The 14649-nt window shown below is 52.9% G+C and carries 12 protein-coding genes and 1 pseudogene; 4 read left to right on the forward strand and 9 right to left on the reverse strand.

Translation table 11 applies throughout. The features are described 5' to 3' along the window. Positions 1–18: 18 nt before the first annotated feature. Positions 19–174, reverse strand: a complete 156-nt coding sequence (locus FLZ89_RS03450; protein WP_141304391.1) for a hydrogenase maturation nickel metallochaperone HypA — start codon at positions 172–174, stop codon at positions 19–21. A gap of 119 nt (positions 175–293) precedes the next feature. Between FLZ89_RS03450 and FLZ89_RS03455 the strand changes: the two genes are divergently transcribed. Both FLZ89_RS03455 and FLZ89_RS03460 read left to right on the forward strand, forming a co-directional pair. Beyond that, positions 294–1004, forward strand: coding sequence for a nitrite reductase (locus FLZ89_RS03455; RefSeq protein WP_141265318.1), 711 nt, complete (start codon positions 294–296; stop codon positions 1002–1004). A 15-nt stretch (positions 1005–1019) separates the two neighbouring features. Continuing rightward, positions 1020–1466, forward strand: coding sequence for a hypothetical protein (locus FLZ89_RS03460; RefSeq protein WP_172613423.1), 447 nt, complete (start codon positions 1020–1022; stop codon positions 1464–1466). 54 nt (positions 1467–1520) lie between these two features. Here FLZ89_RS03460 and FLZ89_RS03465 read toward each other — a convergent pair whose 3' ends face one another. The 5 genes from FLZ89_RS03465 to FLZ89_RS03485 all read right to left on the reverse strand — a co-directional run bounded on the left by FLZ89_RS03465 (position 1521) and on the right by FLZ89_RS03485 (position 7525). Continuing rightward, on the reverse strand, positions 1521–2102 hold the full coding sequence (locus FLZ89_RS03465) for an HD-GYP domain-containing protein (RefSeq protein WP_172613424.1): 582 nt from the start codon (positions 2100–2102) through the stop codon (positions 1521–1523). Positions 2103–2169: 67 nt separating this feature from the next. Continuing rightward, a complete protein-coding gene (locus tag FLZ89_RS03470) occupies positions 2170–3645 on the reverse strand; it encodes a long-chain-fatty-acid--CoA ligase (RefSeq protein ID WP_141265316.1) in 1476 nt (491 codons plus the stop codon). A 161-nt stretch (positions 3646–3806) separates the two neighbouring features. Then, on the reverse strand, positions 3807–5060 hold the full coding sequence (locus tag FLZ89_RS03475) for an adenosylhomocysteinase (protein ID WP_141304392.1): 1254 nt from the start codon (positions 5058–5060) through the stop codon (positions 3807–3809). Positions 5061–5459: 399 nt separating this feature from the next. After that, positions 5460–5750 carry a hypothetical protein gene (locus FLZ89_RS15555; protein ID WP_172613425.1) on the reverse strand — a complete coding sequence of 97 codons (291 nt, stop codon included), beginning with the start codon at positions 5748–5750 and terminating at the stop codon, positions 5460–5462. Between the two features lie 164 nt (positions 5751–5914). After that, positions 5915–7525, reverse strand: coding sequence for a sensor domain-containing diguanylate cyclase/phosphohydrolase (locus FLZ89_RS03485; protein ID WP_141304393.1), 1611 nt, complete (start codon positions 7523–7525; stop codon positions 5915–5917). A gap of 941 nt (positions 7526–8466) precedes the next feature. Between FLZ89_RS03485 and FLZ89_RS03490 the strand changes: the two genes are divergently transcribed. Together FLZ89_RS03490 and FLZ89_RS03495 are read left to right on the forward strand one after the other, a co-directional pair. Beyond that, positions 8467–9615, forward strand: a complete 1149-nt coding sequence (locus tag FLZ89_RS03490) for an FIST signal transduction protein (RefSeq protein ID WP_141304394.1) — start codon at positions 8467–8469, stop codon at positions 9613–9615. Between the two features lie 3 nt (positions 9616–9618). Beyond that, entirely contained in the window at positions 9619–12129 is a 2511-nt protein-coding gene (locus FLZ89_RS03495) for a PAS domain S-box protein (protein ID WP_141304395.1), read from the forward strand. Positions 12130–12999: 870 nt separating this feature from the next. Here FLZ89_RS03495 and FLZ89_RS15870 read toward each other — a convergent pair. The 3 genes and pseudogenes from FLZ89_RS15870 to FLZ89_RS15880 all read right to left on the reverse strand — a co-directional run. Then, entirely contained in the window at positions 13000–13161 is a 162-nt protein-coding gene (locus FLZ89_RS15870) for a hypothetical protein (protein ID WP_216363828.1), read from the reverse strand. Next, complete coding sequence (locus FLZ89_RS03505; RefSeq protein ID WP_141265310.1) at positions 13136–13393, reverse strand: AbrB/MazE/SpoVT family DNA-binding domain-containing protein; 258 nt, start codon at positions 13391–13393, stop codon at positions 13136–13138. Before FLZ89_RS03505 ends, FLZ89_RS15870 begins: the two co-directional genes overlap by 26 nt. 95 nt (positions 13394–13488) lie before the next feature. After that, positions 13489–14343: pseudogene (locus tag FLZ89_RS15880) on the reverse strand (amidohydrolase family protein); the annotation flags it as partial. Between the last annotated feature and the right edge of the window lie 306 nt (positions 14344–14649).

Below are 14649 nucleotides of genomic sequence, written 5' to 3' on the forward strand. Positions count from 1 at the left end.
ACCTAACTTAATTTAACTTTAATAACCTTCATCAGAGGTTTCCATCTGCCGGCACTTATCCGGGCCACAGTTAAAACCGCAGACAGGACAGATAGTGGCGCCGCCCGGGTTGACCTTAAAGGTATTGCCACAGCGGCTGCAGCGGTAACTCAGCGGAGCGTTGTCGGCACCCATCTCGATCTTAATCCCTCCTCACATTTTCCTCCTTAGTATAGCCCGGCAGAGTTTCCCTTATAAGCAGGAATTTTCCCTTCCGTGAAGAAATAATAGTTATTACTACTGGAGGTGATAGAATGGGGGACGCTATTTTTAAACAACGCTCCGGTTACCTGGGAGTAGGCATCGTCGCCAAGTGCGGCGTGCTTACCTCTGCCCAGCTGGCCGGACTGGGGGAACTGGCCCGGAACGTTGATTGCCAGTACTGTAAATTGACCACTCGCCAGACTTTGATATTTGTCATTCCGGAAACAAAGCTGGAAGATTTACGGGCCGGCGTTGCTGCTCTTGGCTTAAGGGTCGGCGTTTTCGGCGAAATTGTGCGCAATGTCAAGGCCTGCGCCGGCAACAAGGACCTCTGCCAGCGGTCTTTAAGCGACGTTTTCGAACTGGGCGGGGAACTCCAGGACCGGTTCATGAACCGTCCCACTCCCTGTGATTTTAAAATCGCCTTAGCCGGCTGTCACCGCGGCTGCACCGATCCCCTCTGCGCCGATTACGGCATTATTGCCACCGGCAGCGACACCTATAACGTCTACCTTGGCGGCCGGGGCGGCAGCCGTAAACCCATCCATGCCCGTCCCATTGCCACCTGCATTACCGGGGAAGGGGTCATAAATCTCCTCACTTTTATCCTGGAACGTTACGATGCCCTGGCCGAACCCCGGGAGCGCCTCTGCAACACCATTGCCCGAGTGGGGCTGGAACCGTTCCTGCCGCCTGAGGATTTTCTGACCCGGTACCGCCCGCCGGAAGAAAATGACTTTCTCGCCTTCGCCGGGTTTTAAGATTGGAGGTCTAGCATGATGACTGCCCGTAATGTCGACCTGGAAAAGATTCAGGGAGCCATCGACCGCTGCTGCAAGACGGTGGCCGAATGCGGCACCTGTAATAAAGCCCATTGCCTGATTGGTTTCGCCCAGACGGCCCTGGCCTATGCCCGGCAGAAAAATACCGTCCGCATCCCCCGGGGACATGAGCTGATCCCCCAGGACGACCTGCGCGTCTACTACCAGCAGGATCTAATTGCTGCCCTGGTTGAAGTTTTAATGCAGTGCCAGGACTGCCGCGACAACCACGAAGAAGAATGCGTGATCAACGTCACCCGCCGCGCCCTGGAGCTGGCCCTCCTCGGAGAAAATTTCGATTATGAGGGGAGTGTTTCTGCCTACTTGATGCAGGTCGGCCGCCACAGCCCCGGCACCGGCGGCAGGTTGTTGCAGGCCTACAAGGAACGCAAGAAAAGGTAAATTTAAAAAGCCACCGGTTTTTTATACCCGGTGGCTTTGCTGTCTGTACCTTCTTCAACCGGCCCGGCGGCTATTGCGTTTGAGAATATCCGGCATGACATCGAAAAAAAGCTGCACCAGGCGGGGATCAAACTGCTTACCGGCCCCTGCCGCCAGCTCCTGGATACCGTCCAGCAAATTCTTGGAATACTGGTAGGCCCGGCAGGAGGTCATAGCGTCAAAGGCATCGGCCAGGGCAATAATCCGGGCTCCCAGAGGAATATCGCTGCCCCCCAGGCCGCAATAACCCTGCCCGTCCCAGCGTTCATGGTGATAGGCCACCAGGGGCTCAATGACCTCAAATTTCTCATTACCGGCCAGGATCTGGACGCCGAATTCCGGGTGGCGGCGCATGATCTCCCACTCCGTTGCCGTCAAACGCGCCGCCTTGTGGAGAATGGCCGCCCGCACCCGCGTTTTACCTATATCGTGCAACAGGCCTCCAAGGGTAATGATGTTCACTTCTTCCTGCTGGAGCCCCAGTCCCTCAGCCAGGGCGCAGGCCAGATTGCCGACATTACAGGAATGCTGGTATGTCGTCATACTGTGTTTACGCAGGCGATCCAGCAAACCTGCCACCTCTGGTGCCACCGACACCGGGACCACTCCTCTTCCCGCCTGTTACCATTTTAACCGAAAAAATGACAGGACTCAAGGTGATTCCCTAGCCCTTCAATAGCTTTTTCAGCACCTTGCCTGTAGGGCTTTTGGGCAGCTCTGCCACAAATTCAAATAAGCGGGGGATCTTGTAGGCGGCAAGGTATTCTTTTAAGAATTCCTGTAACTGCCGCCTGTCGGCAGAGGCCCCTTCCTTCAAAACAATATAAGCCTTTACCGTCTCACCCTTGAGCGGGTCACCGACGCCGACCACTGCCGCTTCCTGTACGGCCGGGTGGGTTAAGAGGACCTCCTCTACCTCCCGGGGATAGACATTAAAGCCGCCCAGGATGATCATGTCTTTCTTGCGGTCGATAATGTAGAAATAACCGTCCTCGTCCCGCCGCGCCAGGTCACCGGTATGGAGCCAGCCACCCCTTAAGGCGGCGGCCGTCTCTTCCGGCTGGTTATAATAGCCGGCCATGACGTTGGGACCCCTGACTACCAGCTCTCCCACTTCATTCACCGGTACTTCCTGGTCATTATCGTCCACCACTTTAACCTCCACCCCCGGCAGGGGAAGGCCGATGGACCCCGGCTTGCGGACGCCGTACAGCGGATTCAGGCAGACCACCGGCGCCGCTTCGGAAAGGCCGTAGCCTTCCACCAGGGGAAAGGAATATTTTTCCTCAAAGCCGCGCTGGACCTCTGCCGCCAGGGGAGCCCCGCCGGAAATAGCAAACTTCAGGGTCTTAAACTGGCCCTTCTCGCCCATACGCAGGAGAACGGCATACATGGAAGGCACGCCGCAGAAGACGGTGATATTTTCTTCGGTGAGGGTTTTCAACGTATCCTTGGGCTGGAAGCTTTCTTTAATGGTGATGGTACTGCCCAGGTACAGGGGCAGGAGGACGCTGGTCGTCCAGGCAAAGCTGTGGAACATGGGCAGCACGCAGAGGAAGTTGTTTTCCGGGCCCAGATTGGATACGGCGTCCATGGCTTCAATGTCTGCCAGGAAGTTTCTATGGCTCAGCATGGCTCCCTTGGGCCGACCGGTAGTGCCGGAGGTGTAGAGGAAAACGCAGATATCTTCCTCTGATGCCGTCACCGGCGGTGCCGGTGGCGCAGCCTGGGCCCTGGCCGCGGTTTTCTCGTCAAGGACCAGCAGGTGTTTCAAGCCCAGAGCAGCCGCCTGCTGCGGCGCCAGGCCCGTACGCTCCACAATCATCCTGTGAATGACCATAGTGCTGCAGCCGGCATCCCGGATGATAAAGGCGATTTCCTCCCGGGTCAGCATCAGGTTCAAGGGTACAACAATAGCCCCCGCCTGCAGGGCTCCCAGGTAGCTGTAGATGAATTCCGGGCAGTTGGGAGAACAGATGGCCACTCTTTCGCCGGGCCTGACACCCAGTTCCTGAAAGAGCCTGGCGTAGGCATCGATCCATTCGACCAGCTCGCCATAAGTGATCTGTTGACCCTGATAAACTAGAGCCGGTTGCCCAATTCTTTCTCGATGTCGCCGGGGCAGTTGCCAGAGTAACATCCCGGGAACCTCCTTACTAAAAGCATACATAAAAAAATTCCCTGCCATTTTGAGTTTTCCTGCCGGGCAGGGAATTTTACTTTCTTTAAAACTTATCACGCTCTAGTTTCTAGCCTCCATTGCTACTTTATGGTCTTCCCTGGCAGGGTCCAGAATACCACCTACTCGTGGCGCCAGCTGGCCAGGTAGCGTTCCTGTTCTTCGGTCAGGGTATCGATCTCCACCCCCAGGGAGCGCAGGCGTAAGGACGCCACCCGGCGGTCGATTTCCTCAGTCACAGGAAGAACCCTGGCGGGCAGTTTGCCGGCATTTTTCAGCAGGTAGTCCAGGGAGAGGGCCTGGAGGGCAAAGGTGAGATCCATGATCTCCGCCGGGTGACCGTCGGCTGCAGCGATATTCACCAGGCGCCCCTCGGCCAGGAGATAGATGCGCCGGCCGTCTTCCAGGACAAACTCCTCGATATTGCGGCGGGCCACCCGGTGGCTCCTGGCCATGGCCATCAGTTCCGGTTTATTTATTTCCACATCAAAATGACCGGCATTGGCGAGGATTGCCCCGTCCTTCATCACGGCGTAGTGCTCGCCGCGGATGACGTCCTTGCAGCCGGTAGCGGTAACAAAGAAATCCCCATACCTGGCCGCTTCCCGCATAGGCATGACCTGGAAGCCGTCCATAAGGGCTTCGTTGGCGGCAATGGGGTTGACCTCGGTGACAATCACCCGGGCGCCCAGACCTTTGGCCCGCATGGCCACACCCTTGCCGCACCAGCCGTAGCCGGCCACGACCACAGTTTTGCCGCAGACCGTCAGGTTGGTGTTGCGCATTATCCCGTCCCAGGTGGACTGGCCGGTGCCGTAGCGGTTGTCAAAGAGGTGCTTGCAGTCGCCGTTGTTAACGGCGACCATGGGGAAAGCCAGCACCCCCTCGGCTTCCATGGCCTTCAGGCGTAAAATCCCGGTAGTCGTTTCCTCGGCGCCGCCGATAATCTCCGGCAGGAGTTCCCGCCGACCGGTATGGAGGAGATGAACCAGGTCGCCGCCGTCATCGATGATGAGATTAGGCCTGGTGTCCAGGACTTTGTTCAGGAAGGTGTTGTACTCCTCCGCCGTACAGCCGTGGCGGGCGTAAACGGCAACCCCCTGGCTGGCCAGCCCGGCACAAACGTCATCCTGGGTGGAAAGGGGGTTGGAACCGCAGATGGCTACTTCTGCTCCTCCGGCCTTGATGACCAGGGCCAGGTAAGCGGTCTTGGCCTCCAGGTGCAGGCAGATGGCCACCCGCTTGCCGGCAAAGGGGCGGCGTTCTTCGAAATCGCGGCGAATTTCATTTAAGATAGGCATGTTGTTGCGGACCCAGTCGATCTTCAACCGGCCTTCGGGGGCCAGGTTGGGATCGCGAATGATTGATGCTTGCATCAACGTTTCCTCCTTAACCTTTACACCTCAATCTTACCGGCGGCCAGGATGCAGCGACAGTTTCGCTCCCAATCTGCAAAGATTTGCCTTCTTTAAACAATGCTTTATTCTTCACCGAGAGGTAGAATCCTGCCTTTTTGGAAATAGGCTGCCCAAATCGTTAAAAAGTAGCCGTAAGCGTCAAACTGTACCCACCTGTCTCATCACTTGGTTTGTAGGGTAATTTTCCTAAGTGTCATCTTCCTGTTATTGTTAGATTAAGGCGCTTTACTTAACCTGTAGAGACTTTAACATATCTCCCTGCTAGTAAAAATCCTCCTTACATCTGTTCTCTTCCCTCTTGCTTTCTTCCCGCCGCCGGAGTTATAATATGCTCAAACATTTGTTCCGGCGGTGAGCTTAAGTGTCTTCCTCCTGCACGGGCAGCTCCAGCCTCCCCACCACCCCCACGACAAAGGTTACGGGCAACTCCTTTCCGACAAAAGAGTTTCTCTGGAACTGCTGAAAACCATCGTTCGGGAAGAATGGGTGGAGGCTATCGAGGCCGACGACCTCATCCTGGTGAACAAATCCTATGTCCTGCCTGCCAGCATACAGGCAAAAGTGGACTGCATCCTGGATGCCAACAATCCTCTGGAGGTGGAACAGATGATTAGCAACCTGGAAATAGCTCTGGATGAAATGAAGCAAGAGATTTTATCGCAAGGAAAATTAGAAGGTAAACTGGAGGGCGAACTAAAAGGCAAACGGGAAGTAGCCCGGAACCTGCTCCTGCTAAATATAGACATTGATACTATCATTGCTTTCTGCTTTCTGTTTGTCCAGCAAGGCCCTGGAAAGAAAACGGGCATACTTTACATCCCATGCAGGCCCGGTGCCACTTTTGCCCCGGCGTTCTTTTTCCCTGACAGCAATTCTACAAAAATCTCCACAAGATGCGGGTCAAACTGCTTTTCCGCACATCTCTTGAGCTCTTCCAAGGCCTCCTCGTGCGCCAGCGCACGGCGGTAGGGCCTCTCCGACGTCATGGCATCGTAGGCGTCAACTATAGCCAGGATGCGGCTTAAAAGATGAATTTGTTCTCCCCGCAAGCTCTGAGGATAACCCCGCCCGTCCCACCGTTCATGATGTTGAAGAATATAAGGAGCTACTGTGGCTAACTCTCCCGAAGAGAGGGCAATACGGTACCCCACCTCAGGGTGCCGCCGGACTTCTTCCCATTCTTCTTCTGTAAGAGGACCGGGCTTTAAAAGGATATTGTCCGGTACTGCCAGCTTACCAATGTCGTGCACGTCCACCAGGAGGCGGAGATTATCAATTTCTTCGCGCGATAAACCCGCCGCTTCTCCCAGCAAGCAGGCAATCTCTTTCATGCGCTCCGTATTGTGAAAGTCTTTCTCCTCTAAGGCTGTCTTGAGGGCGCGGATCACCGCCGCCCGTGGGTCTTTCCCGCTGGCCAGCTTATTCATATACATCGCATCATCTGCTTCTTTGTACACCTCCCGCAGCGGGCGCGAAGCATCTTCCGCCGTCGCCGCCCCCACGGAGATGCTTAAAGGAAGGTCCGGGTGCCGGGCAGAGTCCCTTTCCGCTGCTTCAATTATACGCCTGGCCACTTCCTCAGCTGTTTTCCGTCCTGTTTGCGGCAGGATTATGGCAAACTCGTCTCCGCCAACTCGGGCTACCACCTCAGACTCCCGGAGACAACTCGCGATCACCTTTGCTGCGCGGCGTAAAAGCTCGTCACCCTGCTCGTGCCCCAGCATGTCGTTGACTATTTTTAAGCCGTCGAGGTCACAGAGAACGAGGCTAATGGGATAAGAGCGGCTCTTTTCCATCCGCCGCAGTTCTTCCTCGAAGAACGTGCGGTTGTAAAGCCCGGTGAGGGCATCACGGGTGCTCCAGCGCTTCAATTCCTCTTCCATCCTCTTGCGCTCGCCAATGTCGCGGATACATTGAACTGCCCCGAGCAGGTTCCCTTTATCGTCGTAGATCGGGGCCACTAGGGTCCAGAAGTGAAGCCCTCTGCCACCGCAGGCGAAAGGTGCAAAACCTTCGCCGACAAGAATATGGCCCTTCCTCTCTATTTTCTCGTACTCTTGCTCCCAATCCTTACCATTGCCGAGCAAAATGTTTACGAGGATGGGTCTCTGTTTCCCAAAAAATGGTACCGCGTAAGCGTATTCGCTTTTGCCTAGGATTTCTTCTTTCTTGACCCCTGTCATTTCTTCCATAGCCCGGTTCCACACCAGCACCCTCCCCTGGCGGTCCACAGCAAGGGTGGCATCCGGAAGGCAATCGATGATTCTTTCGAGAAGATGTAGCCTCTCCACTAAGCCTTCTGGCGGAATCCCTCTGCTGTCATTAAGCAGGGGTTCTAGAAGTTTCCTGGCCGTCCCGGTTTTCTCCTCCGGGAGAGCATCCACCAGTTGGTGAAGTTCATCTTTTTGCTGGCTTGGGTTCATGCGCTCTGCCGTCTCCTTTGTGCATCTTTTTTGGGATTATTTTTTCTTTTTCGTAGAAACAGTTCCTATCCCTGCGGTTATCCCCTTATCACAGCTGTCGGTCTTTTCCAGGAGAAGCTCCGCCCCACGGCAGTAAAAGACCGTTTCACCCCTTCCACAGCCGGCTGGCTCCCGGAAGTCCTGGTCGTCTGTACTATCCTGCGGCGTAATCCATATTTACACTTCAGAAGAATAATAGTAGCCTCCCCTCCAGCGCGCCAGCGTTAGAGACGTTTGAACCATTTACAGGTTGGCAACAATTGTATAACAAGATAAGTGAAGCAGTTAGAAAGCTCACTCGGACTACAGTCCAGAATTAACATTTCTTATGCGATGTAAAAAAGTGGACTTTTTCAGTGAACTAATTAAGTAAGTTAGAAATTCGATGCAAACTAATATTTTCCTCCAAGCTCATCCCGTCTTCGACCATTTTTATCCTTATTCGTGACATCCAAAAATTGATTTTTGGCTTGAGCTGTTTTCAAGCTTTAGTATCCCTTCCCCTCCCCCTGGACACCCCTTTACGTCAAGGCAAAGCATATTGTATAAAGTGCTGCCCTTGGCTTTTATGCTCAAAATTTTCCTCTCCACAAAGGAAAAAGGCAGAAACCTGTAGAATAAATGTGCTAGAGAAGGAATGGATCGTGCCCACAGGACAGAAGAAACTCTTGCTGCCGTGCGAGGTAGCGGCATCTTCCGGGTCACTGTCCACACCTTGTGTAGCCGGGAGCACAGGGGCTTCCTGGTTCCCGTCCGCTTGCCGCGGGGCAGAAACGGTCATTGTTTGACAGGGAAACTGTGGGTATGCTGTCTTTGGCGTTAAAGTCTTTATAGTCAAGTTGACGTCGCCCGGAAACGGCTCTGCGAATTATAGTGAGAAGACAGGAGGGGCATATTGGCCGGTGACCCGAATACCTGATTTGCGTGTGGGGTTAGGCTTCAGCAACGAATACGATGCCAGGGCCGCCGTACAATGCGCTCTGGAGCAGGCTTTGGGCCGGACCGGACGACCAGCCCTGACGCTGGTTTTGACCACTGAGGGCTACGACCCCGAAGAGGTGATTGTAGGCGCCGTAAGGGTGGTAGGTAATTCCCCCCTGGTGGGCGCCTGGGTACCGGGTATTATCTTTGGCTTTGAAGTATACGCCAGGGGTCTGAGTGTTTGTACTATCGGCGGAGAAGGAATAGAAGCGGTAACCCACCTGGAAAAAAATGTATCCGCGAGCCCCTTTGCTAGAGGTGAAAAAGCGGGCGAGGCTTTATTAGAAAAAGGCGGAGACAGCCCCGGAACTGTTTTGCTTTTTCCGGACGGATCGAGCGCCAACATTTCTGAACTATTGAGGGGACTATATAATGCCATGGGGCCGGACTTTAAGTATATAGGAGGAGGCAGCGGGGATAATTTGCGATTCAACAGCACTTACCAATTTACCGAAGAAGGGGTAGGCAGTGATGCTGTAGCTGCGGCAGTATTGAGGGGGATAAACTTTAAAGTGGAGCTGGACCATGGGTGGAGCCCCGCAGGCGAGCCTTTTACTATAACCAGGGCGGAGGGCAGGCGAGTTTATGAAATTGACGGAATTCCGGCATTTGAGAGATATACGGCTCTGGTCCGCAGCTGTACCAGAAACGGATTTCCTTACTACGGAATGCAATACCCCTTGGGCTTGCCCGCTGCCGGGGGAAAATTTATCATTCGGGACCCGCTGAAAGCAGAGGAAGACGGAAGCATCTTATTTGTTACAGAAGTTCCCGAAAACACCATTGCTACTATCATGGAGGGTGATGCTGAAAGTCTAGTTGCTGCCGCCGGGGGGGTAGCGGAAGGTGCCTTAAATACCCCGGTCACTCCCAAAGTTCTTATTTTGTTTGATTGCGTTTCCCGCTATTTATTGCTGGGCAAAGATTTCTCCGGGGAAATGGAGGCAATAGCCGGGAGGCTGAAACCCGAAATTCCGGTTTTAGGGATGCTTTCCTTCGGAGAAATAAGCAGTGTCTCAGGGACTCCACTGTTTTATAACAAGACGATCGTGGCGGCCGCGGGGTGGTAGATAGTGTCCTTTGATGTTGCTGAGCTTTTGACCTTATACGAGATAGTAAATTTTGCCTTCCCGGAGCAATACGAAGATCTGATACAAGAAATTGTAGAGAAAGGAAGCCGGCTTCTAGGAATACGCCGGCTGGCCATAATGCTTGATAAGGGCAGCAGGCTTATATGCCTGGGAAAATGGGGTTTTAGAAAAGGCGAGGAATTCACGGAAAGAATCAAGAACCCCGGCGAGAACGGGTTTGTTTATTTGATGTCCCACGGAGTTCGGGGCTTAATATTTCTGGAAGCTTCAGCACGGATTTCCGGTCGGGAAAAAAGGCTATTCAACATTTTTGCCCGCCGCATCGAAGATATGGTTGCGCTCAAACAAATGGAAAATAAAATAAAAGAATCAGACTGGGAAAAGAAGACCATTTTGGACAGTATAGTGGAGCTGTTGATCTACCAGGATGCTGAGCACCGCATTTTGTGGGCCAACACCTCAGCAGAGAAGTACGCGGGAAAAAGAGGTGAGGAGCTTACAGGCGGTCTTTGCTATGAAGTCTTACACCGCAGGAAGGAACCGTGCGCCGGATGTCCTGTTATCAGCGCATTTAAGACCGGCGTGCCTCAGGAGGGCATAGTGACGCCCCACGAAGGCAAGCAATTTTTTGTAAGGGGTTACCCTGTAAAAAGCCAGAAAGGAATAATTGAGGGTATAGTAGAAGTATGTTTCGAGGTCACCGAACGGATCCAGGCGGAGGAAGCGTTTCGGACGATTTTCAACAGCGTCCACGATGCTATTTTTATACATGAACCTGAAGGAGAAATACTGGATGTAAACGAAACCATGTTGCGCATGTACGGTATAACCTCTAAAGGAGAGGCCGTAAAGCTATCCATCGCCCAAGATTACTCCAGCTCGGACAATCCCCTGGAACAGCTCCGCGAATGGTGGCAAAAGGCGGTGGAAGGAGAAAGTCCGCGGTTTGAATGGAAAGCCAGGCGGCCGGTGGACGGCACAGTCTTTGATGCGGAGATATGTTTGAAGAAAATTACTTTTGCGGGCAAAGATGCAATACTGGCCACCGTGAGGGACATCACCGAACGCAAACGCGAAGAGGAGCTATTAAGAAGTATTTTTAGTCTTTCCCCTATAGGGATGTATATAGTCGACGGAGGAAGGTTTCGGCTGGTAAACGCCCGGTTTGAAAAGCTCTCGGGTTACTCTCAGGAAGAACTAATCGGCAAAGAAGCCTTGAGCCTCGTACACCCGGAAGACAGGGAGGCCGTGCGACGCAACGCCGTAAAGATGTTAAAAGGCATGGTTGCCCAACCCTACGAGTTCAGGATTATTACCAAATGTGGTGAAATTAAGTGGGTCGAGGAGACAGTGGCTTCCCTGCAGCACGAAGGCCAGAGGGTGACACTAGGGAACATAATTGATATCACTGAGAAAAAGAAGTTTGCCCAGAAGCTGGAATATGTTAGCCTCCATGACCAGCTGACAGGTCTTTACAACCGCACATTTTTTGAAGAACAGCTCAAGCGCTTGGGTAAGAGCAACAAATATCCCATCAGCATAATAGTAGCCGATGTGAACGGCCTGAAGCTTGTCAACGATACCATGGGCCACCATAAGGGCGATAAACTCTTGATTGCTTGCGCTCAGATCCTTAAGAAAGCCCTGCGCCCCTCGGATATTGTGGCACGGGTGGGTGGAGATGAATTTGTGGCCCTTCTGCCCCGCACCGATGAGGCTACGGGATCGAATATACTGCACCACCTGCGTTTATCCATTGAGCAATACAATCGAAAACATCCCCGGCTTCCTTTGAGCGTCTCCTTCGGCATAGCTACAGCGTACAATTCGGAGGAACTTTTAAAGCAAACCTATAAAAGGGCAGACGATCTTATGTACCGGGAAAAACTATACCTCGGCACCAGCGCTCGGAGCAAGATCGTCAATGCCTTGCTTGCCGCACTGTCGGAGCGCGACCATTTGACTGAAGGGCACGGCCGGCGCCTGCAGCACTTATGCCGGATCCTGGGAGAAAAGATGGGGCTTTCGCCGCAACAGCTGGCCAACCTTTCTCTTCTGGCTCAGGTCCACGACATAGGTAAAGTGGGTATACCCGACAGAATACTCTTCAAAAAAGGCCCCCTCACAGATGAAGAATGGGAGATTATGCGCCAGCATCCGGAGAAAGGCTACCGGATCGCCCTGGCCTCACCGGATTTAGCGGGGATCGCCGACCTGATCTTAAAACACCACGAAAAATGGGACGGCACCGGATACCCCTTGGGCCTCAAAGGGGATGAAATACCCATCGAGTGCCGTATTTTAGCCATTGCCGATGCCTTTGACGCCATGACCTCCGATAGGCCGTATAGAAGAGCTAAAACGGTCGAAGAAGCCCTGGCGGAGATACGCCGGTGTGCAGGCACGCAATTTGACCCGAAGCTTGTGGAGATATTTTTTCAGGTGATCCTTACCCCAGAGGAATTTTCCGAAGGGCAAAAGGTGGCAAATTAATTGGTTTGCGAAAGCCATACTCTGAACGGCGCAGTTGCTGCGTCGGCCCCCTTTTTTTCGCCGGGGGAAAGTGAACTGGTCAGCCGGATTCGGAAAAAGCAAAATGGCCGCCGGGAGAGGGAGTGTAAATCATTTTGTGTAAATGGCCGATCACCTATGGTGACACTAAGCTGGCTTTTAGCCGGCAAGAGGATAAGGAAATGCTGAGGAGCAACCCGAGCGCCTCCCGAAATTCTGCCGGGGATAATGGGGAATCAAGATGACGCTCCCCCTCACTTCTTCCAGATACCAATTATCCCTGGGAGAACTAAAGCGATAAACCTCGGGGGGTTGGGGGCAGACGTCGCAACTGGTGGAAGACATCCCTTTTGAAGTTCCTCATCAGGCGCAGATAGTTATCCCGGGACGGAACGAATAACAACAGTGGCAAAGCATGCGCTATCAGCCCAGCCAACAGAAATCCAGTTAAAACATCAAATCAAAGAGGCGGAGGAACAGATCAAAAGGTTAGAAGCAAAATATAACATAAATTATGAATAATTCCAAAAAAGGCAGTTCCTACTATGACAGACTTCGAAACCAACAGAGATGACACCGAATGGGAGGCCCTCTATCATGTCGAGCGCTCAATCCTTTTAATTTTCGGAAACTTATCAAAATGACGATCGTAAGAATATATCTCCATCCGGTTTCCGGCTGCCATACTGATGGCAACAAAGGCATCCGTCCAATCAACGTTTTTTCTACATACCACTCCAACGCTTTCCTAGCCACCGACTTGCTGGAAAGCCGCATACCCCGGAGAGATAATAGGGGAAGTAATATTTCTTTTATCCTCGCTTTGGGTTGACGATAAAACTTTTCCAATGTTCATACTACGTCAGCAATGACCAGGTCGGGTAAAAATACTTGCTCTGCCCCGCATTCAACCCTTTGTAAAAGGGCTGAACACCGCTCAGCCTTCTCCGGGTTATCATTTAAGAGAAAACGAAATATGATATTGGCGTCAATTGTCTTTGCCTTCCCCGGCAATTTCGCTGGCAGCCTCCCCCATGGCATGCTGACGTACTGCCTTAAAATCTTGTTCCTCAGCAACCGGCACGCTACCCTTCAGAGCGACTATCCCCTGCCCACCCTTTTCAATCTGTACAGTGTCGCCACGGATCACAAAGCGAAGATGCGTACCCGGTGTGACACCTAAAAATTTGCGTATTTCTGCCGGGATAGTTACCTGGCCTTTAGCTGATATCTTGGCGATAGGCACAGTTCTCACCTCATTTTCCCCTACTTTTAATCTAATGTAAAGGAAATGACCCTGGATGTAAAGGAAAGCGACATCTTTGACATAAAGAACCTGGCATCTATCATTTCCGGCACCCGGGCAAAGCCCAGGACGCGCATGACCGCAGCCGGGTTGTGGGATACCTTAACGTCATGCAGCAGGAAAAGGTCAATCTCCTTTTCCGTCAGCCAGACGGTATGGACGGCCAGGAAATTGGCATCCAGGACTCCCAGGTGGGCCAGGTGCTCGACGGTGGTATGGCCGCGGGTGGCTTTAGCAAAGCGTACTTCTTCATCAATCTAGGCCACGTGCATATGGATGCCTACCCCGTATTTATCGGCCAGGTCCTTGGTGCGTTTGATTAGCTCATCGGAATTGTTGAAGATAGTCCGCAGGCCGAACCAAACCTTGATGCGGCCGTTAGCCTGGCCGTGCCAGCGCTTGATATGCTCTTCCTGTTTCCGGAGGGCATAGTTGGTACTCTCCCGCCACTTGGGCGGCAGCCCTTCGCCGCAGTCCATGGTTGAACGAGCCAAAATGCCACGGAGGCCTATTTCCTCAACGGCGCGACCCATACCATCGACCTCCTGGCCGCCAGGCTCGGCAAAGGTCGTCACCCCGGAGTAGATTAATTCCAATCAGCAAGCCAGGGAGGAGATATAGGAATCCTCCAGGTCCATACTGCTTTCATAGGGCCAGATGCGTTCGTGAAGCCAGGTTGGCAAGTCGACATCGTCGCCCAGGCCGCGCCCCAGTTGCTGGGACAAGTGTACGTGGGTATTGACCAGTCCCGGCATGACGATCTTGCCACTGGCATCGACGATTTCGGCATCCTGTTTGATTAGTTCCGCCGGTACCTGCCCGACAGCGACGATCTTATCCCCTTCCACCAGGACATCGCCGCCGGCGAAGACCTGCCGGAGGGAATTCATGGATACTACATAGCCGTTTTTAATGAGAATTTGCTTTGCTGCACGCTAAAACCTCCCTGGCATTAAGATGCTGTTCGGGACTGCATTTATACCTTATCAAAATGCTGTAACGCGTTGACCAATCGTTCATCTGCTGTAATGAAGACCCCTTTTTTGGCCATGGCCAGGACAATATATAAGCTATCATATAGCGTCCGCCTGCAACCATAAGCAATCTCAAATGCGGCGGGGAGCAAAGGACGGCTCCTAACAATTCAAAATTAGCCCCCCTTGCTATCATATTGATAGCAAAATTATATTAGTTAC

This window comes from Moorella sp. E306M (genome assembly GCF_006538385.1).
Taxonomy (GTDB): Bacteria; Bacillota; DSM-521; order Neomoorellales; family Neomoorellaceae; genus Neomoorella.

Bases quoted from the DNA above. Each gene is read 5' to 3' on its own strand.
- FLZ89_RS03450 (WP_141304391.1), bottom strand. From the start codon at position 174: ATGGGTGCCGACAACGCTCCGCTGAGTTACCGCTGCAGCCGCTGTGGC.
- FLZ89_RS03455 (WP_141265318.1), top strand. From the start codon at position 294: ATGGGGGACGCTATTTTTAAACAACGCTCCGGTTACCTGGGAGTAGGC.
- FLZ89_RS03460 (WP_172613423.1), top strand. From the start codon at position 1,020: ATGATGACTGCCCGTAATGTCGACCTGGAAAAGATTCAGGGAGCCATC.
- FLZ89_RS03470 (WP_141265316.1), bottom strand. From the start codon at position 3,645: ATGTTACTCTGGCAACTGCCCCGGCGACATCGAGAAAGAATTGGGCAA.
- FLZ89_RS03475 (WP_141304392.1), bottom strand. From the start codon at position 5,060: ATGCAAGCATCAATCATTCGCGATCCCAACCTGGCCCCCGAAGGCCGG.
- FLZ89_RS03485 (WP_141304393.1), bottom strand. From the start codon at position 7,525: ATGAACCCAAGCCAGCAAAAAGATGAACTTCACCAACTGGTGGATGCT.